14 protein-coding genes are annotated in these 18,313 nt (G+C 65.7%); 8 read left to right on the top strand and 6 right to left on the bottom strand.

Annotation, left to right across the window (positions count from 1 at the left end; genetic code table 11):
• Nucleotides 1–9: 9 nt before the first annotated feature.
• Complete coding sequence (locus RhoFasB10_RS23585; protein WP_114332736.1) at nt 10–234, top strand: autophagy-related protein 2; 225 nt, start codon at nt 10–12, stop codon at nt 232–234.
• Here the strand turns inward: RhoFasB10_RS23585 and RhoFasB10_RS23580 are convergent, their stop codons facing one another.
• The gene (locus tag RhoFasB10_RS23580; protein ID WP_167678857.1) at nt 235–624 is read right to left on the bottom strand and encodes a MarR family transcriptional regulator; all 390 of its coding nucleotides are present in this window, start codon (nt 622–624) and stop codon (nt 235–237) included. It lies immediately after the preceding gene.
• A 108-nt stretch (nt 625–732) separates the two neighbouring features.
• Here RhoFasB10_RS23580 and RhoFasB10_RS23575 point away from each other — a divergent pair, with 108 nt between their 5' ends.
• The 3 genes from RhoFasB10_RS23575 (at nt 733) to RhoFasB10_RS23565 (ending at nt 4,466) form a co-directional block, all read left to right on the top strand.
• Nucleotides 733–1,848 carry a glycosyltransferase gene (locus RhoFasB10_RS23575; RefSeq protein ID WP_346764472.1) on the top strand — a complete coding sequence of 372 codons (1,116 nt, stop codon included), beginning with the start codon at nt 733–735 and terminating at the stop codon, nt 1,846–1,848.
• Nucleotides 1,849–1,865: 17 nt separating this feature from the next.
• Nucleotides 1,866–2,498, top strand: coding sequence for a DUF1707 domain-containing protein (locus RhoFasB10_RS23570; RefSeq protein ID WP_068427589.1), 633 nt, complete (start codon nt 1,866–1,868; stop codon nt 2,496–2,498).
• 84 nt (nt 2,499–2,582) lie between these two features.
• Nucleotides 2,583–4,466 (top strand): DUF2339 domain-containing protein, encoded by a 1,884-nt coding sequence (locus tag RhoFasB10_RS23565; protein WP_206031287.1) that lies wholly within the window; start codon nt 2,583–2,585, stop codon nt 4,464–4,466.
• 70 nt (nt 4,467–4,536) lie between these two features.
• Here the strand turns inward: RhoFasB10_RS23565 and RhoFasB10_RS23560 are convergent, their stop codons facing one another.
• The 4 genes from RhoFasB10_RS23560 to trmB all read right to left on the bottom strand — a co-directional run bounded on the left by RhoFasB10_RS23560 (nt 4,537) and on the right by trmB (nt 11,426).
• Nucleotides 4,537–6,681 carry an MMPL family transporter gene (locus RhoFasB10_RS23560; RefSeq protein WP_167678855.1) on the bottom strand — a complete coding sequence of 715 codons (2,145 nt, stop codon included), beginning with the start codon at nt 6,679–6,681 and terminating at the stop codon, nt 4,537–4,539.
• A gap of 106 nt (nt 6,682–6,787) precedes the next feature.
• Nucleotides 6,788–9,967, bottom strand: coding sequence for an MMPL family transporter (locus RhoFasB10_RS23555; RefSeq protein ID WP_167678853.1), 3,180 nt, complete (start codon nt 9,965–9,967; stop codon nt 6,788–6,790).
• On the bottom strand, nt 9,967–10,629 hold the full coding sequence (locus RhoFasB10_RS23550) for an NYN domain-containing protein (RefSeq protein ID WP_240931428.1): 663 nt from the start codon (nt 10,627–10,629) through the stop codon (nt 9,967–9,969). The genes RhoFasB10_RS23555 and RhoFasB10_RS23550 overlap by 1 nt, the downstream gene beginning before the upstream one ends.
• A 41-nt stretch (nt 10,630–10,670) precedes the next feature.
• Nucleotides 10,671–11,426, bottom strand: coding sequence for a tRNA (guanosine(46)-N7)-methyltransferase TrmB (trmB, locus tag RhoFasB10_RS23545; protein WP_068427593.1), 756 nt, complete (start codon nt 11,424–11,426; stop codon nt 10,671–10,673).
• A 154-nt stretch (nt 11,427–11,580) separates the two neighbouring features.
• Between trmB and RhoFasB10_RS23540 the strand changes: the two genes are divergently transcribed.
• From RhoFasB10_RS23540 to RhoFasB10_RS23525, 4 genes are all read left to right on the top strand, one after another.
• A complete protein-coding gene (locus tag RhoFasB10_RS23540) occupies nt 11,581–12,612 on the top strand; it encodes a hypothetical protein (RefSeq protein WP_068427595.1) in 1,032 nt (343 codons plus the stop codon).
• Entirely contained in the window at nt 12,609–14,099 is a 1,491-nt protein-coding gene (locus tag RhoFasB10_RS23535) for a hypothetical protein (protein ID WP_167678852.1), read from the top strand. Before RhoFasB10_RS23540 ends, RhoFasB10_RS23535 begins: the two co-directional genes overlap by 4 nt.
• 30 nt (nt 14,100–14,129) lie before the next feature.
• On the top strand, nt 14,130–14,438 hold the full coding sequence (locus tag RhoFasB10_RS26845; RefSeq protein WP_068427602.1) for a DUF6802 family protein: 309 nt from the start codon (nt 14,130–14,132) through the stop codon (nt 14,436–14,438).
• A 324-nt stretch (nt 14,439–14,762) separates the two neighbouring features.
• Nucleotides 14,763–16,595, top strand: a complete 1,833-nt coding sequence (locus RhoFasB10_RS23525; protein ID WP_167678850.1) for a phosphoenolpyruvate carboxykinase (GTP) — start codon at nt 14,763–14,765, stop codon at nt 16,593–16,595.
• A gap of 42 nt (nt 16,596–16,637) precedes the next feature.
• Here the strand turns inward: RhoFasB10_RS23525 and RhoFasB10_RS23520 are convergent, their stop codons facing one another.
• Nucleotides 16,638–18,104 (bottom strand): aldehyde dehydrogenase, encoded by a 1,467-nt coding sequence (locus RhoFasB10_RS23520; protein WP_167678848.1) that lies wholly within the window; start codon nt 18,102–18,104, stop codon nt 16,638–16,640.
• Between the last annotated feature and the right edge of the window lie 209 nt (nt 18,105–18,313).

Here is an 18,313-nt window from a genome sequence, read left to right as displayed (position 1 = left end):
CTGGGCGGTATGACCGACACAGACAAGCCCGTGGACACCACCGTCGACCCGGCCGAGAAGTCGCGCGGCACCGACGCGGACACCGGTCAGGACGTCGGCGAACGCGGCGAAGCGATCCGCGAGTTCGACGACCACCTGGACGGGGCGGGGGACAAGCCGTCGTTCCCGACGCCCGATCCCGAGGACGTCACCGACCACCCGACGGATCCGAAGACGACGACGCGGTCCGAATAGTCACTTTCGGACGAGCTGCATCAACGCGAACTTCGCAATCGGTACGTAGGGGAGGACGAACGCGGACGGGCCTCGCACGGTGAGCCACGTCCGTGCGCCGTTCGGCGTCGACGCCACCCCGTGGGTGAGCGTCAGGCCGAGGCTGCGGTGGACGAACCACGCCTTCCACGTCCACGTCCGACCCGTTTCGTCCACGTCCAGGATCTCGAAGTCCACGGGAAATCCCAGTGGTCCTCGAACCTTCCCGAATGTTCTTGGGCGCAAACGAGATTCGGCGTAGTCGACGCCCATGATCTGCGGCGCCCACGACGACCACATCTCGGGTTTCATGTACCGCTCCCAGGCCGTCTCTGCAGGTGCTTCGCCCGTCGCGTCGATCGTCGTTTCCATGCGCGACGGGCTACCCGGCAGGTCCGAGTCGAAAACTCCAGGACGAGTTCGCCCAGGATTCGGGTGGTCGTCATGTTCCCGACGGCGACGGGCGGGAGACTCGGTCCGGTGCGCATCGTGCAACTCGCGAACTTCTACGGACCCCGTTCCGGCGGCCTCCGTACCGCGGTCGATCAACTGGGGGCAGGGTACGCCGCGCGGGGACACGAAGCAGTGCTGGTCGTGCCAGGTGCCGAACGAGCCGAGGAGATTCTCCCGACGGGAGTTCTTCGGGTCACCGTGCCTGCGGTTCGCCTTCCCCGCACCGGCGGCTACCGAGCCGTCCACCCCGGTGCGATCGCCGACATCCTGGCCGGACTACGGCCCGACGTCATCGAGGTGTCGGACCGGTTGACGCTCCGCGGGATGGGAGCGTGGGCGTCACGACGCGGCGTCGGCAGCGTCATGATCTCGCACGAACGTCTCGATCGGCTTCTCGCGCAGATCATGCCGCGGGCCGCTGCGCGTGCGCTGGCCGACGTGGCGAACCGTCGCACCGCCGAATCGTACGACGCCGTCGTCTGCACAACGGGTTTCGCGCGTCGCGAATTCGAACGTATCGGTGCCCGCAACATCGCGGAAGTCCCCCTCGGAGTCGATCTCGATCTCTTTCATCCCACACGGCGCGGCGGCGACCGATCGCGGTGGCACGGAGACGCCGACGCCCTGCTCGTCCACTGTGGTCGCTTGTCTGTCGAGAAGAAGGTGGAACGGAGCATCGACTCCATTGCGGCACTGCATCATTCGGGCTCCAATGTCCGGCTCGTGATAGCAGGCGACGGGCCGCGTCGGGCAGGGCTGGAGCGTCGCGCGAAAGGTCTTCCCGTCGACTTCCTCGGATTCGTCGACTCACGCGTCGAACTTGCATCGTTGCTTGCATCGGCCGATGTGGCCCTGGCGCCGGGCCCGCACGAGACGTTCGGTCTCGCCGCGCTCGAATCGCTCGCAGCAGGAACACCCGTCGTCGTGTCACGGTCGTCGGCTCTGGCGGACATCGTCACCCCGGCGTGCGGCGGGCGATTCGACGACACGGCCGACGGTTTCGCATCCGAACTCGGTCGCGTACTGGACCTGCCGTCCCTCGCGCGACGGACCGCAGCACGCTCGCGCGCAGAGCAATTCGGTTGGCCCGCCTCGATCGAGGGCATGCTGGCCGTTCTCGGTCGTGGCTCCACGGCCGTATGACCCCTATCCTGGTGGCCATGGAGGCGAGAAATCTTCGGGTGTCCGATGCGGAGAAGGAACACGTAGGGCACCTGCTGCAGAAGGCCGTCGGACTCGGGATGCTGTCGCTCGGGGAGTTCACCGAACGGATGGACACCGCCCTCGCCGCGAAGACCCGCGGTGAACTCAACTCCGTCCTCGCCGACCTGCCGGGCATGCAGATCGCCGACGACCACCGGCCGGTCCAAGCTCCTCAGTCATCGCCGCAGGTGACGCGGGCCTCGAACTCGTGGGGCGGCGACAGCAGCAACGTAGTCAAGGCCACGATGTCGACCGTCACGCGCAAGGGGCCGTGGCACGTGCCGCCGCAGCTGACGATCCAGAGCAAGATGTCGTCGGTGACGCTGGATTTCACGCAGGCCGTGATGTCGACCCAGGTCGTCGAAGTGGCCGTCGACGATTATTGCGGCACCATCTCGCTCGTACTCCCACCCGAAGCAACGGCCGACCTCAACGGCGTGGAGACGATCGGCGGCAGTGCGAACAACAAAGTCCGCACCGGCCCGCCGATCGGACGGCTGCACGTCATCGTGCGGGGTAAGATCCGCTTCGGTTCCATCACCGCGAAGCACCCCATGGGCACGTCGTTGCGTCGGATGTTCGGCGGTTGACGGGCCGGGGTGTCGTAAACCCCTAGTACAAACCGAGTAGCACTACTCAGGCTTCGCCGACGCGATTCTTCGACGATCAAAGGCATGACCTTTTCGAGTGGTAACCGTGTCGATCCTCAGTTGGTGGCCAGGTTGTCCGGCCAGTTCGCCTCGCTGGGTGAACATCTGCGGCAGGTGTCCGGTGATCTGAACGCGCTACACGCGCAACTCGCCGTGCAATCCGCGCCGCCCCAGGTCTCGCAGGTCCCCCAGACTCGTCCGCAGCCGCAGCCGCAGCCGCAGCCGCAGCCGCAGCCGCAGCCGCAGCCGCAGCCGCAGCCGGTGTGGACGCCACGTCCGGTGCCGATGGCTCCTCCGGTAGCAGGCCCGCCGCGACCTGCTCCCGCCCCCGCTCCCACGAAGGAGCCTTGGTGGCAACGTGACGGCGTCATCAGTCGCCTGCTGGCCGTTGCAGGTGCGGGCGTCACACTCGTCGGCGTCGTGATGCTTCTGGTGCTGGCCGCACAGGCCGGGTGGTTCGGGTCGACGCTGCGAGTCGGCGCGGGAGCCGTGCTCTCGATCGCGTTGGTTGCCGTCGGTGCCAGGGTGTACGGCAGGCCGGGTGGACGGGTCGGCGGAATTGCCGTCGCCTCCACCGGTATCGCAGGCTTGTTCCTGGATGTCGTTGCAGTGACGGCGATCTACGGATGGTTGCATCCGGTTCTCGGATTGGTCGCAGCGTTCGGGGTCGCGGCAGCAGGCGTCGTACTGGCGGTGTCGTGGCGGTCGCAGCCGATGGCAACGTTGATTCTCGCCGGCGTTGCTGCATGTGCTCCCGTGGTCACCGGCGGAATCACGCTGCCGCTCATCGCTTTCTTCACAGTGACTCTCATCGCCGGATTTCCGGCACAACTCGGCCGAGACTGGCCGCTGTTGGGTCTCGTTCGCACGGTTCCTGTCGTTGTGGTTCTGCTCGTCGCTGTCACCAGGGGAGCGACGTGGAGCCTGCCGTGGCACAACGCTCTACAGTTGTTGGTTGCGTCGTCCATCGTCTTCGTGTTCGGAGTCGGAAGTACTGCAGAGTTGTTGCGCCGCAACGGTGGCGATGTGATGGCGTCGGCGATGATGGCCGTGGTGTCCGTGCCGGTTCTCGCTGTCGGCGTGTTGTTCGTGCCCTGGACGCACACACTGATCGAGGCGATGGTGGCGCTGACTTGTGTCGTGACGATCGCCGTCGCACACTGGTTGCCGACGCATGCGCGCATCGTTCTCGCCGCTGCGGGGTCGTTCGCTCTTCTGCAGGCGGTCTTGGTGCCGACAACGGCCGAGCTGCGGCCGGTGGCTCTCCTCGTCGTCGCGGCCGGCCTGATCGCCGCGGCATGGCAGATGTCGTCGAAGACGGCATTCTGGTTCGGCAGTGGATTCGCGGCGCTGGGAGCGCTCGGATTCCTGGTCGTCGCACCCCCCGAGGCGGTGACGGACTCGGACCACGCCATGGGCAACATCGGCGTCGTCATCGCTGGAATTCTGTTGGCCGGCACGGCAATCGGTTCGGTTCTGGCTGCTCGCCGGTTGGCGATCGCGGACAAGAATCTGGAGGCGTGCTGGGTCGTCGCCGGTCTGGTGTCGTTGTATGCGATGACGTCGGCCACCGTCGCTCTCGGTGTCGCAGCGCTGGGCGGGTCCACGGGATTCGTCGCCGGGCACTGTGCGGCGACGATCGAATGGATGGTCACGGCGATGGTTCTGCTCGTCATCGGCCTTCGAAACGAAAAGTATGCGCACACAGCGCTGTTGGCCGGCCTGTCACTCACCGCGGCGGCCGTGGCGAAGCTCTTCCTGTTCGATCTCGTCGCGCTCGACGGCTTGTTCCGGGTGTGCGCGTTCATCGTCGTCGGACTTCTGCTGCTGTTCGCAGGGACGCGCTACGCGAAGGTGTTCGCGAACCGCGACAGCGCTCCGCCGACGTCTGCTCACCCCGCACACTAAGTGACCGGAATATCGAAGTCGTGCACCGTATTCGGAGAGAATGCGTGCACGACTTCGATGTGTGAGAGAGCTACAGGAACGTCTCGCCGAGTCCGAGTTTCTGCTGTATCCGTTTCATCCACCTCGGTGCCCACCAGCAGTCGTCGCCGAGCAACTTCATCACCGATGGCACCAGGAACATACGAATCACCGTCGCGTCGATGATCAATGCCGCGATCATGCCGTAGGCGATGTACTTCATCATCACCAGATCCGAGAATGCGAACGATCCCGTGACGACGATGAGAATCAATGCCGCGGCAGTGATGATTCGACCCGAGTGCGCGGTCCCGATGCGAATGGCATCGGTTGTGCTGGCGCCCTTTTCGTGTGCCTCGACCATTCTCGACAACAGAAACACTTCGTAGTCGGTGGACAAGCCGAACACGATCGCAGCGATCAGAAGCAGAATCATTGCCATGATCGGTCCAGGGGTGAAGTTCATGGCATTCGCGCCGTGGCCGTCGATGAAAATCCAGGTGAGGATGCCCATCGTCGCGCCGAGCCCGAGCGTCGTCATCAACACTGCCTTGATCGGCAGCACCAGAGATCCGAACGTCAGGCACATCAGCAGGGTGACGATGCACACCACGAGGATGGCCGTCAGTGGAAGCAGGTCGACGAGCGCGGTGATCGAATCACGCTCGATCGCAGGCGTTCCCGTGACTTGGACGGTCGCGCCGTCGGGCACGTCCATGCTGCGGAGGTAGTCGATCGCAGCCTGCGAGTCGTTGCGATCGACGAGTCCCGCCTTGAAGACGATGATGCCGTCCTTGCTGGCGCCGGTCGCCGAGAACTTCTCGATCAGACCAGGGGCCTCGTTGGCTTGCTTCGTGATCGCGCCGAGGCTGCTGCCCTGCGCATTCTGGATGACGAGTTTCAGAGGCTCGGTGCGCTGACCGGGGAACAACTCGTCGAATTGCTCCTGCGCGACGCGCGTCGGATTGTCGGGCGGCAGATACGTTTCGTTGATACCGCCGAACTCGATGCGACCGACCGGAAGTGTCAGGACCACCAATCCGAGGACGATCGCGAGGGCGACCTTGACCGGCCTGCGCATGACCCAGCGAGTGAGCTTGCCCCACATGCCGTTCTCGATCTCCTCGGACGACTTCGTCTTGCGCATGAACGCGAAGCCGAGTGCGTCCACGCGTCGGCCGAGGATCGCGAGAAGTGCCGGGAGGATCGTCACGGCCGTCAGGGCTGCCAGCGCAACGGTCGTGATCGAGCCGTAGGCAACGGATTTCAGGAATCCGTGCGGAAACAACAGCAGTCCGCCGAGGCACGCCACGATCATCGTCGCGGAGAACACGACGGTCCGGCCCGCTGTCATGACGGTGCGGCGGACCGCGTCGGACGGAGAACGGCCGTCGCCGAGTTCCTCGCGGAAGCGGGAGACGATGAAGAGGCCGTAGTCGATCGCCAATCCGAGGCCCACCATCGACACGACCGGCTGCACGAACGTGTTGACCTCGGTGAAGTTGGTGAACGCGCGAACGACGCCGTTGGCGGCGACGACGGTCAGACCCCCGACGATCAGTGGTAGCGCCGCAGCGACGACGCCGCCGAAGACGATCAACAGCAAGACCGCCACGGCAGGGATGGCCAACACTTCCATACGGTGGATGTCTTCGGACATCGTCGATTGCAACGCGCCTGCGACAGCCTGCAGGCCGGCCACCTGGACATCCACACCGTCGATGTAGAAGGCGTTCTCCACGGCCTGGAAGTTGTCGGTGCGCTCGGTGTCGTCGGCCCCGGCGATCGCGATACTCGCGATCGCGTGCTTCTTGTCCTCGGTGGCCAGCGCTGCGGCGCGGACCGTGTCGGGGACAGGGAAATACGTACCGTTGATCTTGTCGATCGTGTCCGCATGATCGGTTCCGAGGGCCGTCAGGCTGGCGACGACCGCAGCGGAGAATTCAGGATCGTCGACGGTTCTGCCGTCCGGAGCCGTGTACAGGACGAGGACGTCGCCCTGCGCGTCACGACCGAACGTGTCGTCCGCGAGTGCAGCCGCCTCGACGGCTTCGGAACCGGGATCGTCGAAACCGCTTTGACTGAGATGGTTTTCGACGCCGATGCCGTACCCGGCCAGCGCGAGCAATCCCGCGACCATCACTCCGATGACCGTGAACCGCGCGCGGTAGACCAGATTCCCCCATGTCGCGAACATTCATCTCCCCCATGTCGATGGTGTCGTGTACATCTCGTACAGAAAGATCCGCATACAGAACGGCCACCCCGATGATTCGGAGTGGCCGTTCGGTCGTCTTGGTCGGCTACTGTCGCCGCTCCCTCGCGAGCAATTCACTGACGCTCAGCGCCTGCTGACCGCCCCGGTGGCGTCCGCTGTCCGCGTCGGACTCGGGCTGATCGGCATTCTCCGCGGCCCTACGGCTCGCGCGCGTCGTCGAAGGAGCAGCCTCCTCGTTCCGGCGCGGCTGTGCTGGTCCGGTAGTCGTGCCCTGGGTCGGTCGCTGGGACGCTCCCCGGCTCGGTCGTTGCTGCTCGGGCTCGGGTGTCTCCGCGCGGCGCGACGGTGCGTTACGCGTCGAGACGTCGTAGCGCTGCCGTGGCTCGGCCGGCGTGCGAGGTGACGACGCGGAACCGTTGGTCCGGCCGCCGTTGTACGTGCCGTTGGCACCGTTGTTTCCCGTGCCGTTGTTTCCCGTGCCGTTGGCTACGTTGGCGACGCTGCCGTTGGTAGCGCTCCCGTTCGTGGCGCTGCCGTTCGTTCCGCGGGAGGAGCCGTTCGTGCCCGTCCGGCCGTATCCGTTGCGCGTGGTGCCGTTACGCGTTCCGGTGCTTCCTGCGGTCGACTGCTCGTCGTCGGAGTGCGTGTCCTTCGACGGCTCGGGTGTGCTGGGTTTCTGGGTCGGCGCGCGTAGGTCCGCGAGCCAGCTCTCGATCGAACGCGGATCGGGCGTCGACGACCGTGTCGGCTCGCTCGAGCGAGCCGGCTGCGCTGTCTCGCGCGTCGCCGGCTGCGGCCTACGAACGGGTTCGGGCTTGCTGATCGGATCGGGCGCGCGCACCGGCCGAGGCTCGTCGGAGACCTTCGGGGTGGCGACGGTCCGCGGCCGCGCAGGAGGCGTCGACGCGTCGGCGGGTGCCTGAGACGGCCTGCCCGTCGCCGATCGGCGTTCCTCTTCCTTGGCTGCGTGGGTCGCACGGATCGGCCCGGAGCCGCTGGGTGCGACGACGGGGATCGGCTCGGTCAAGGGCTCGTTGACGCGGGGCGCGGTGCGTGCGGCAGGCCGGATCGGACCGCCTGCAGGCGACAGTTCCGGAACGTCCTGGGGGAGCATCTCGTCCTCGAGGATCGTCTCGCCGAGCCCGAGCTTCTGCTGAATGCGCTTCATCCAGGCAGGGGCCCACCAGCAGTCGTCGCCGAGCAGTTTCATCGTCGCCGGCACGAGGAACATGCGGATGAGAGTCGCGTCGATGATCAACGCGGCGATCATGCCGTAAGCGATGTACTTCATCATCACGAGATCGGAGAACGCGAAGGCTCCGGTCACGACGATGAGAATCAGGGCGGCCGCGGTGATGATGCGCCCCGTGTGGGAGGTGCCGACGCGAATGGCCTCGCTCGTCGAGGCGCCGCGTTCTCGCGCCTCGACCATGCGGGAGAGCAGGAACACCTCGTAGTCGGTCGACAGACCGAACACGATCGCGATGATCAACACGAGGACGGGAGCCATGATCGGCCCGGGCGTGAAGTTCATGAAGCTGGCGCCGTTGCCGTCGATGAATATCCACGTCAGGATGCCCATCGTGGCGCCGAGGCCGAGCGTCGTCATCAGCACTGCCTTGATGGGCAACACCAACGATCCGAACGTCAGGAACATCAACAGCGTCACGACGAAGACGACCAGCACCGCCATCAACGGCAGATTGTTCACCAGCGCGGTGATCGAGTCCTGCTCGATGACGGGCGTTCCGGTGATCTGGACGGTGGCGCCGTCGGGAACATCGATGCTGCGCAGGTGATCGATCGCGGGTGTGGAGTCGTTGCGGTCGACGAGGCCTGCCTTGAAGACGATGATGCCGTCTTTGCTCGCGCCGGTCGGGGAGAACTTCTCGATGAGGCCCGGTGCTTCGTTGAGCTGCCTGGTGATCGCAGCCAGATCGGCGCCCTGAGCGTTCTGGATGACTGCTTTGATGGGCTCGGTGCGCTGACCGGGGAACAGTTCGTCGAACTCGTTCTGGGCCTGCCGGGTGACGTTGTCGGGCGGCAGGTAGGTCTCGTTGATGCCGCCGAACTTGATGTTGCCGACGGGGAGGGTGAGCAGCACGAGGCCGAGGACGATCGGAACGGTGACCTTCAGCGGGTTGCGCATGACCCAGCGGGTCAGCTTGCCCCACATGCCGTTCTCGATTTCCTCGGACGACTTGGTCTTGCGCATGAACTTGAATCCGAGCGCGTCGACGCGTCGGCCGAGGATCGACAGGATCGCGGGCAGGATCGTCACCGCCGTCAACGCGGCGAGAACGACCGTTGCGATCGACCCGTAGGCCACCGACTTGAGAAAGCCCTGCGGGAAGAGCAGGAGTCCACCGAGGCTGGCGACGATCATCGTCGCCGAGAAGACGACGGTTCGTCCTGCCGTCATGACCGATCGTCGAACGGCCTGTTGGACGGAGTAGCCGTCGCCGAGTTCTTCACGGAAGCGGGACACGATGAAGAGGCCGTAGTCGATGGCGAGGCCGAGACCGACCAGCGAGACGACGGGGGCGACGAAACTGTTGACGTCGGTGAAGTGGGTGAAGACCTTGACGATGCCGTTGGCGCCGACGACGGTCAGACCGCCCACGATGAGCGGGAGCGCCGCGGCGACGACGCCGCCGAAGATGAAGAACAGCAGGACGGCGACGGCCGGGATGGCCAACAGTTCCATGCGGTGGATGTCACCCGCCATCGTGGACTGCAGTGCGCCTGCGACGGCCTGCAAGCCGGTGACCTGTACATCGACCCCGTCGATGTAGAAGGCGTCCTTCACGTCCTGGAAGTTGTTCGTCAGCTCGGTGTCGTTGTCGCCGAGCATGGCGATACTGGCGATGGCGTGAGTCTTGTCCGCGGTCGCGAGCGCGGCGACGCTGACGACGCCGTCGACCTTGAAGTACGTTCCGTTGATCTTCTCGATCTGGTCCGGATGGTCGGCGACGAGCGAGTTCAGGCTGTCGGTGACCTTCGTGTTGAACTCCGGGTCGTCGATCGTCTTGCCCTCGGGAGCCGTGTACAGAACGATGACGTCGCCCTGTTTGTCACGCCCGAAGGTGTCGTCGGCGAGCTTGGCCGCCTGGACGGACTCGGAGCCCGGGTCGTCCCAGCCGCTCTGGCTCAGATGGTCGTTCAGGTCGAGTCCGTACGCGGCGAAGCCCAGAAGGGCGGCGACCATCACTCCGATGACCGTGAACCGCAAGCGGTAGACGAGATCTCCCCATCTGGCGAACACTACGAAACTCCTTGACGCCCGACGAGCAGGGCGGACAGTGGACGGAACGGCTGCAACCATGCGCCCTCGTCCGGCAGGGAGTCCAGGCTCACGCGAGGCAGAGGCTCACGGAAGACTCCCGGGATGTCCTCCAGGTCGAGGAACTCCAGCGTCTCCGAGGTGACGGCCCAGCTCGCGTGCTCGCGAAATCCCAGTACGTGGACGGGAACACCGGTCGCGGCAATGTCTTCCAACGGTTCACGAAACGCTTGACCGTCGGCCGACGCAACCATGACGCCTGCCAGTCCACCGTCGCGACTGCGCAGCGCGATGTGGTCGAGCATGTCGGCGTCGACGTCGCTGTCCTCGTCGACCTTCGGCTTCGCGAAAACAGCGAATCCCACGTTACGCAAAGCCTCGACCCAGGGTCGAACGACGTCGGCGCTGCCGGGCGCGATGTTGGTGAACACCGTCGCCTCGGGTTCGAGCGTGGACGTGCCCGATGCGGACAGCTCCGCGGTGCGGTGCAGAAGCCATCGTCCCAGCGCATCGAACCGCGGCCGGTACGCAGCCGTCGGGCGTCCGCCGAGAATCGCGCCGAGACCCATGTCGAGATTCGGGGCGTCCCAGACCAGGAGCACTCGCTTCGTGTGTCGAGTATCACCCGTGTCGAGCGTGGGCATCGGGGCGAGCGTGGTGTCCGACACGTCTGCGCTGGCGTTCATCATCTGCTCTTCCCCCATATGAGCTCGGTCACCGAGCTGCCGACAAGCTGTGCTTTGCCTTCGAACTTGGTGACCGGACGCTCGTGTGTCATCGGCGATTCCCAGTCGAGAACGGACAACCTCGGTTCGGCGTTCCCGGCCTCGGCGATCCATTCTGCATACTCGGCGTGATCGGTGGCGACATGGAGAACGCCCCCGGGCTTCAGACGGTCGGCGATCATCGCGAACGTCGGCCCCTGCAGCAGCCTGCGCTTGTGGTGACGCGCCTTCGGCCAGGGATCCGGAAAGAACACGCGCACCCCGGTCAACGACTCCGACGTCAACATGTTCTCCAGAACGTCCATCGCGTCGCCGCGCAGCAGACGAATGTTCTCGATGTCGTCGCGCTCGATCTGCTGGAGAGTCTGTGCCAGTCCGGGGCGATAGACCTCGACGGCCATGAGGTTGACGTGCGGCTCGGCCTTGGCCATCGCCGTCGTCGCGGTTCCGGTGCCGGATCCGATCTCCAGAATCGCGGGGCCGGACCTGCCGAACCATGCGTCGACGTCGATGTGTTCGTCGGCGACGTCGCGGCCGATCTTCGGCCACAGGGTGTCCCATGTGGCCTGCTGAGCAGCGGTCAGAGCGCCACGCCGAGACCGAAAACTCGTCACTCGAGGGTAGAGCCGAGAGCCCTTGTCGGTGGGCCGCTCGTCCTCTGGTCGAGGGCTGTGGGTGGTGCTCCGTGCGTCGTTCACGCGTCCATTGTCGCCCATCGAGAGAGTGTGTGACAGGTGGGTCTCGAGTTGTAGTTGAGACTTGTGGTGTCACCGCAGGCCAGCGGCCCGCGGATTCGCGAATCTGTCGGACCGGTATGTCAGAATTGCCCGCGAATCCGGGGCGGGGATACGTGAAAAGCGGGGGGTCGCGATGAACGGGGTGGATCAAGGGCGTCTTCGCCGACTGGCGTCGGAGTCGTCGGTGCGCGACGCGCATCTCGGGCGTGAGATCGACCTGGCACTCGACAGATGCTTCGCGCGCATCCGAGTGCAGGTGTCCGGGCGAGTGGGCGTCGGAAAGTCCACAGTGCGCGCGGTCGTGGAAGCAGCCCTCTCGGAATCAGTGGGCTTCGGCGACGCCGTCGACATCACCGAGGCTGCGGCCGTCGACGTTCCCCGCTCACCCGATCCGATCCTCGACGGCGACGTCGTCGTGCACGTGTTGGCAGGGGGAGCGCAAGCCGCCGACGTCGAGGTCCTGTCGTCGGTGGCGACGGCAGTCGCCGTGCTCGCCAAGGCCGACACGCTGGACGACGCGTCGGACACGGTCGCTCGGTCGGCGGCCACCGTCGGCGTTCCTGTGCTGCCGTTGATGGCCACCGTGGCGCGCAGCCTGTCCCGCGGCGAGCCGTCGTCGTTCGCCGACCTTCGTTGCACGGCGGCATCGTTGCCCGACGACGCAGTACTCACGCCCGATCGTTTCGCGCTCGCGGCACCGGACGCGGAAACCGGACGGCGTCGACGCGTACTGGTCGATCAGGTGGAAATGGCGGGTGTGCGCTTGCTCGTGGGGATACTTCGAAACGACCCCACCGTCGACGACGCCACCCTGCGACTCATGCTGGCCGACGCCAGTGGCGTCCGGCCGGTGCTCGACGCCGTCGGACGCTGTATCGACGGCATCCGTACCGACAGGGAAGGCCGGCTCCTGCATCGGCTGACCGAGTTGTGTGCGGAACACCCTCGCGTGAGCGAGGAGATCGAGCGATACCTCGCCACCGACGAGGCGGTGCTGGCGGTCATGCGGTCGGCGCTGCGTGCGGTGGGCGAGGCGCGTGACCTCGGTCAGCCCTTGGCAGCGGCGGTCGAGTGGCACCGGCGAGCGCGTTCGGCGTCGAATCCCGACTTCTGCCGGGCTGCGGTCGCGATCTCGCGGGGCTACCTGAGAGTGCATGCATCGTGATCGACGTCCCCGGCGACATGGGTGGCGTGATCAGACGATGGTTTCCCGACGGACTCGACGCCGTCGGGGCCGCGCGCCGGGCTGTGCCCGAAGGGTTGTTCGTCACCGGGATCCACGATGCCGACGTCACGACTCTGCTCGAGGAACTCCGTCACCTCGGCGTTACGCCGACCGCCGCCCGCGTCGACTCGGCCGCCGTCGTGATGTTCGCCGTCGACGCGTCCTCCCCGATCGGGCGTCGAGCGCTCGCCGAGATGCGGCCTGCGCTCGAATCGACCACGGTCGCCATCGTCGTCGACGGAATCGATGCGCACCGAGATTGGCGCGAGGTGACGCGGTCGGTGGCGTCGTCGATCGCCGAGCACATACCTCGGGCCGTCGACGTCGAGGTGTGGCCCACGTCGGCCGGCATCGCCCGCCGCGCACGTCACGTCGCCGACGCGGCCGCGCGCGACGCGCTGTACGAGGAGTCGGGCATCGCTGCGCTCGGCGCGTTTCTGGCCGATGCGCTGCAGCGACCGCCCGGCATGCTGCGCGAGCGCAAGTACAACGCCGCCGTTCATGCCGCTGTCGCCGGAGCCCGCCGCGCGATCGTCGACCGAGCGCGTGAGGTGACCGGAACGGGCGCGACCGTCGGCCTTCGCGCCGAACGCGCCGATCTGCTCGAGCGACGAGACCGGGAACGGCGGGTACGCACGACGACGCTGCGGAACAGACTCCAGATGCTCCGCGTCGACGTGACGCACGAGATCGGCGAGGAATCGCGCACGTTCGTCGCGGGGGCCCGCGAGGCAATAGCGTCCGCGACGCGGTCGGAACTGCGACATCTGCCTGCCGACCTGTCGCAGCAGTTGACGCGAGCCGGTGAACGAGTGGACGGCGGGGTCACCGAACGGGTGCAGGCGATTGCTACCGACGTCGAGGTCGACATCGAATTGCCTTCGACTGCAACGCAACTCGCGAGGATCGAGCCTCCCGCTCGGCGACGCCGCACCGGCGAGGACAAAGTCATGGTGGTGGTCGGCGCGTCCGCGGGTGTCGGCCTGGCCCGCATCGTGGTGTCCCCGTTGTCGATGCTCCCCGCGTTCGAGGTCGCGGTCGTCCCTGCGGCACTTCTTCTCGGCGCGTTCTCGGCCTGGTGGGTGGTGCGTGCGCGCGCGTCGGTAGCGGATCGGGCGCATCTGCGTACGTGGACGTCGGACGCCGCTGCCTCGGCCAAGTCGTCGTGGGAACAGGCGGCACAGGCTCGCATCCTCGCCGTCGAAGAGGCGTTCGTGTCGGCGTCGACCGATTCGATCGGGACGGCGACGCTCGCGGCCGAATCCGAGCTCGACCGCGTGGAATCGGAACTCCGCACCGCGGCCGATCATCGCGCGTCGGTGCTGGCGGCTTGTGACCGCGATCTGGCCGCTCTGGATCGGGGCGTGGAGAGATTCGTCGTCGCGGCGCAGGAACCGGCGCTCTCCGAGGTGCGTCCTAACAACTAGGCCCTACGACACAGAAGGGAGCGCCGGGTGATGGATATCGACGACGCATTTCTCCTCGGTTCCGATTTCGACAGCGAACAGGACGTCGACGCGCAACATCACGACCCGTTCGGTCTCGGCGTCGAGATGTTCGATCTCGACGGCGATGGCATGTCGGAGACACGTGTCGTGCGCACCGAGGCCGGCGTGACCGTCGCTACGGACCGAGATGGGGACACTGTGATGGATACGTTTTCGGCGGTGGCCCGTGACGGCCATTACGAATCCTGGGAAGTTTTTCGCGCAGCTGACGGTACTTCGCAATGGAAACGGACGGATTCCGGGGAATTGTTCGAATGAAAAGAAGTCGTTGTTTGTAATGTCCTGACATGGAATCTCCGCAGCGTGAGGGGTCTGAACTCTTACTTTCCGGTAGCTGAATCGTTTCTGTGACCAATCGGACAACACCCTGATTCCGGAATGACGACATGCGGCGTTAACCTGAGACCAGGACACCCGGCGCCCGTGTCGTCGGTTTGACGTAGCCAGTATGATGCTGTATACGCGGACCGCGCGATCGGGCAGTTCCCCACCGAGAGGGGAAGATCAGGTCTGCCTCACGCCCCTGCCAAGCCCAGCAGTGGACGAAGTGGAACTGATTCCGGCTCACCCCAGGAGAGTTAGATGACCTCAGCGACCATTCCCGGATTGAACGGCACTGACGCCGCGCCTCCCACCCAGCACAAGGAACTTCTTGCGTGGGTTCAGCAGGTAGCAGAACTCACCGAGCCGGATCGGGTGGTCTTTGCTGACGGTTCGGACGAGGAGTGGGAGCGCCTCACCACCCAGCTGGTCGACGCAGGCACCTTCACTCGGTTGAACGACGAGAAGAAGCCCAACTCGTTCCTGGGCAACTCCGATCCGTCGGACGTGGCCCGCGTGGAGTCGCGGACCTACATCTGTTCCCAGCGCGAGATCGACGCAGGTCCCACCAACAACTGGATGGAACCGTCGGAGATGCGCGGCATCATGACCGACCTGTACCGCGGCAGCATGCGCGGACGCACCATGTACGTGGTGCCGTTCTGCATGGGCCCGCTCGGAGCGGACGACCCCAAGCTCGGCGTCGAGATCACCGACTCGGAGTACGTCGTCGTCTCGATGCGCGTCATGACCCGCATGGGCTCGGCCGTGCTGGACAAGCTCGGCATCGACGGGTTCTTCGTCAAGGCGCTGCACTCGCTCGGTGCCCCGCTCGCCGAGGGCGAAGCGGATGTTCCCTGGCCGTGCAACGACACGAAGTACATCACCCACTTCCCCGAGGATCGCGAGATCTGGAGCTACGGCTCGGGATACGGCGGCAACGCCCTGCTCGGAAAGAAGTGCTACTCGCTGCGCATCGCGTCGGCGATGGCGCACGACGAGGGCTGGCTCGCCGAGCACATGCTCATCCTCAAGCTGATCTCCCCCGAGGACAAGGCCTACTACATCGCCGCGGCGTTCCCGTCGGCCTGTGGCAAGACCAACCTCGCGATGATCCAGCCGACCATTCCGGGCTGGCGTGCCGAGACGATCGGCGACGACATCGCCTGGATGCGCTTCGGTGAGGACGGCCGTCTCTACGCGGTCAACCCCGAATTCGGATTCTTCGGTGTGGCACCGGGAACCAACTGGGACTCGAACCCCAACGCGATGAAGACCATCGACCAGGGCAACTCGGTCTTCACGAACGTCGCACTCACCGACGACGGCGACGTGTGGTGGGAAGGCTTGGAGAACCGGCCGGATCACCTGATCGACTGGAAGGGCAACGAGTGGACGCCCGAGTCGGATTCGCTTGCCGCACACCCGAACTCGCGCTACTGCGTGCCGATGTCGCAGTGCCCGTCGATGGCTGCCGAATGGGACGACCCGAAGGGTGTGCCGATCTCGGCGATCCTGTTCGGTGGACGTCGTAAGACGACGGTTCCGCTCGTCACCGAGGCCCGCGACTGGCAGCACGGCGTGTTCATGGGTGCGACGGTCGGCTCCGAGCAGACTGCAGCGGCCGAGGGCAAGGTCGGCACCATTCGCCGCGATCCGATGGCGATGCTGCCGTTCCTCGGTTACAACGTCGGAGACTACTTCCAGCACTGGATCGACCTCGGCAAGAACGCCGACGACTCCAAGCTGCCCAAGGTCTTCTACGTCAACTGGTTCCGTCGCGGCGACGACAAGCGCTTCCTGTGGCCCGGATTCGGTGAGAACTCTCGCGTCCTGAAGTGGATCGTCGAGCGTATCGAGCACAAGGCTGCGGGCGTCGAGACCCCGATCGGTGTCGTCCCGACCGCCGACGCTCTGGACATCTCCGGCCTCGACACCACGGTCGAGGACGTCGCCGAGGCTCTGAACGTCGACGTCGACGAGTGGAAGGCCGAGATCCCGCTGATCGAGGAGTGGTTCGACTTCGTCGGCGAGAAGCTTCCCACCGGCATCAAGGACGAGTTCGACGCGCTGAAGCAGCGTCTGGGCGCGTAGTGCGCTCCGCGCCCGTGCGCGGATAGTTGGGCCAGGGTGCAACTATCCGCGCACGGGCGCCGCAGGCACATATCCCGGCGGCATCAGAACCGACTTCGACTCGCAGAACGCGTCGAGACCCTCGGGGCCGTTCTCGCGTCCGATGCCGGAGTTCTTGTAGCCGCCGAAGGGGGCGCTCGGGTCGAAGGCGTACCAGTTGATGGCGTACGTGCCGGTGCGAATCTGCGCCGCGATCTCGAGCCCGTGGTCGATGTCGGTGGTCCAGACCGAGCCGGCGAGGCCGTAGTCCGAGTCGTTGGCGATCTTGACGGCTTCGTCCTCGGAGTCGTACGGGATGACGGACAGGACCGGGCCGAAGATTTCCTCGCGTGCGATGGTCATCGAGTTGTCGACGTCGGCGAAGATGGTCGGCTCCACGAACCAGCCGGTGTCGAGGCCGTCCGGACGACCGCCGCCGAGTACGAGCCGCGCGCCCTCGGCCTTACCCGCTTCGATGTAACCCTCGACGCGGCGGCGCTGCTTCTCGGAGATCAGCGGGCCGAGCTGGGTCGCGGGGTCCTTCGGGTCGCCGACGACCATGGCGCCCGCGCCCGCGACCATCGCGTCGAGAATCTCGTCGTACCGCGAACGCGGCGCGAGGATGCGTGTCTGTGCGGCACAACCTTGGCCGCTGTTCAGTAGGCCGGACAGCAGCAGCATCGGCATGGTCGACGCAACGTCCATGTCCTGCAACAGGATTGCTGCTGATTTGCCGCCCAGTTCGAGCGAGCAACGCTTGAGCTGCTGTGCCGCGATCGTTCCGATCGTCCTGCCGACGGCCGTGCTCCCGGTGAACGTCACCTTGTCCACGTCCGGATGCGAGACGAGGTATTCGCCGGTGTCCGGGCCGCCGGGCAGAATCGACAGCACACCGTCGGGAAGGCCGGCGTCGGCGAAGATGTCGGCCAGCAGATTCACGGCGAGCGGTGCTTCCGGTGCGGGCTTCAGCAGCACCGAACAGCCGGCCAGCAGCGCGGGAGCGAGCTTGTTGATGGCCAGGAACAGCGGCACGTTCCATGCGATGACGGCCGCGACGACGCCGACGGGCTCGCGCGTCACCGTGGTCTGGCCGAAGATGCCGTGCCGCGTCTCCTCCCACGGAAAAGTCTCAGCGTACGACGCGTAGAAGTCGAGGACCGCCAGCGACGGCGTCTGTTGCAGCATGCCGACCATGACGCCGGGGGCGCCCATCTCGTCGGTGAGCGTCGCCCCGATCTCGGGCATCCGTGCCTCGATCAACTTGCGTGCACTGGCTAGAACCTGTGCTCGTTCCGCGGGTGTCGACCGCGGCCACGGCCCGGAGTCGAAGGCTCTGCGCGCGGCACCGACGGCGGCGTCGATATCTGCCGGGGCGGCCACGGGAGTGCTCCCGACCCGCTCCTCCGTTGCGGGGGAGAAGACTTCCAGCTTCTCCCCGGTCGATGGCGGCGTCCACTGGCCACCGATGAACAGCTTCGCGAAGTCAGTCATGAAACGAGGCTAGAACACGTTACAGAAATAGGGAAGGTGCGCGAGGCGCCCGTGCGCGCTTGGTTGGCCCAGGCTGCTACTTTCCGCGCAGTGATACTGGAATGGTTCGTCGATGCAGTGGTTTGACTCGTTTCCGCGCTGACGCCGATGGCTGTCTTTCCCGTGATGTGTCGGCTGCTGCATCGATGGACACCTGAAGCACACGCGAC

It is taken from the genome of Rhodococcus sp. B10 (assembly GCF_011770055.1).
In the GTDB taxonomy this organism is placed as follows: Bacteria; Actinomycetota; Actinomycetes; order Mycobacteriales; family Mycobacteriaceae; genus Rhodococcoides; species Rhodococcoides kyotonensis_B.
This window is presented reverse-complemented; position numbering and strand designations above follow the sequence as displayed.

Coding starts and splice junctions, on each gene's coding strand:
- RhoFasB10_RS23585 (WP_114332736.1), top strand. CDS start 10: ATGACCGACACAGACAAGCCCGTGGACACCACCGTCGACCCGGCCGAG.
- RhoFasB10_RS23580 (WP_167678857.1), bottom strand. CDS start 624: ATGGAAACGACGATCGACGCGACGGGCGAAGCACCTGCAGAGACGGCC.
- RhoFasB10_RS23570 (WP_068427589.1), top strand. CDS start 1,866: ATGGAGGCGAGAAATCTTCGGGTGTCCGATGCGGAGAAGGAACACGTA.
- RhoFasB10_RS23565 (WP_206031287.1), top strand. CDS start 2,583: ATGACCTTTTCGAGTGGTAACCGTGTCGATCCTCAGTTGGTGGCCAGG.
- RhoFasB10_RS23560 (WP_167678855.1), bottom strand. CDS start 6,681: ATGTTCGCGACATGGGGGAATCTGGTCTACCGCGCGCGGTTCACGGTC.
- RhoFasB10_RS23550 (WP_240931428.1), bottom strand. CDS start 10,629: ATGCCCACGCTCGACACGGGTGATACTCGACACACGAAGCGAGTGCTC.
- trmB (WP_068427593.1), bottom strand. CDS start 11,426: ATGGGCGACAATGGACGCGTGAACGACGCACGGAGCACCACCCACAGC.
- RhoFasB10_RS23540 (WP_068427595.1), top strand. CDS start 11,581: ATGAACGGGGTGGATCAAGGGCGTCTTCGCCGACTGGCGTCGGAGTCG.
- RhoFasB10_RS26845 (WP_068427602.1), top strand. CDS start 14,130: ATGGATATCGACGACGCATTTCTCCTCGGTTCCGATTTCGACAGCGAA.
- RhoFasB10_RS23525 (WP_167678850.1), top strand. CDS start 14,763: ATGACCTCAGCGACCATTCCCGGATTGAACGGCACTGACGCCGCGCCT.
- RhoFasB10_RS23520 (WP_167678848.1), bottom strand. CDS start 18,104: ATGACTGACTTCGCGAAGCTGTTCATCGGTGGCCAGTGGACGCCGCCA.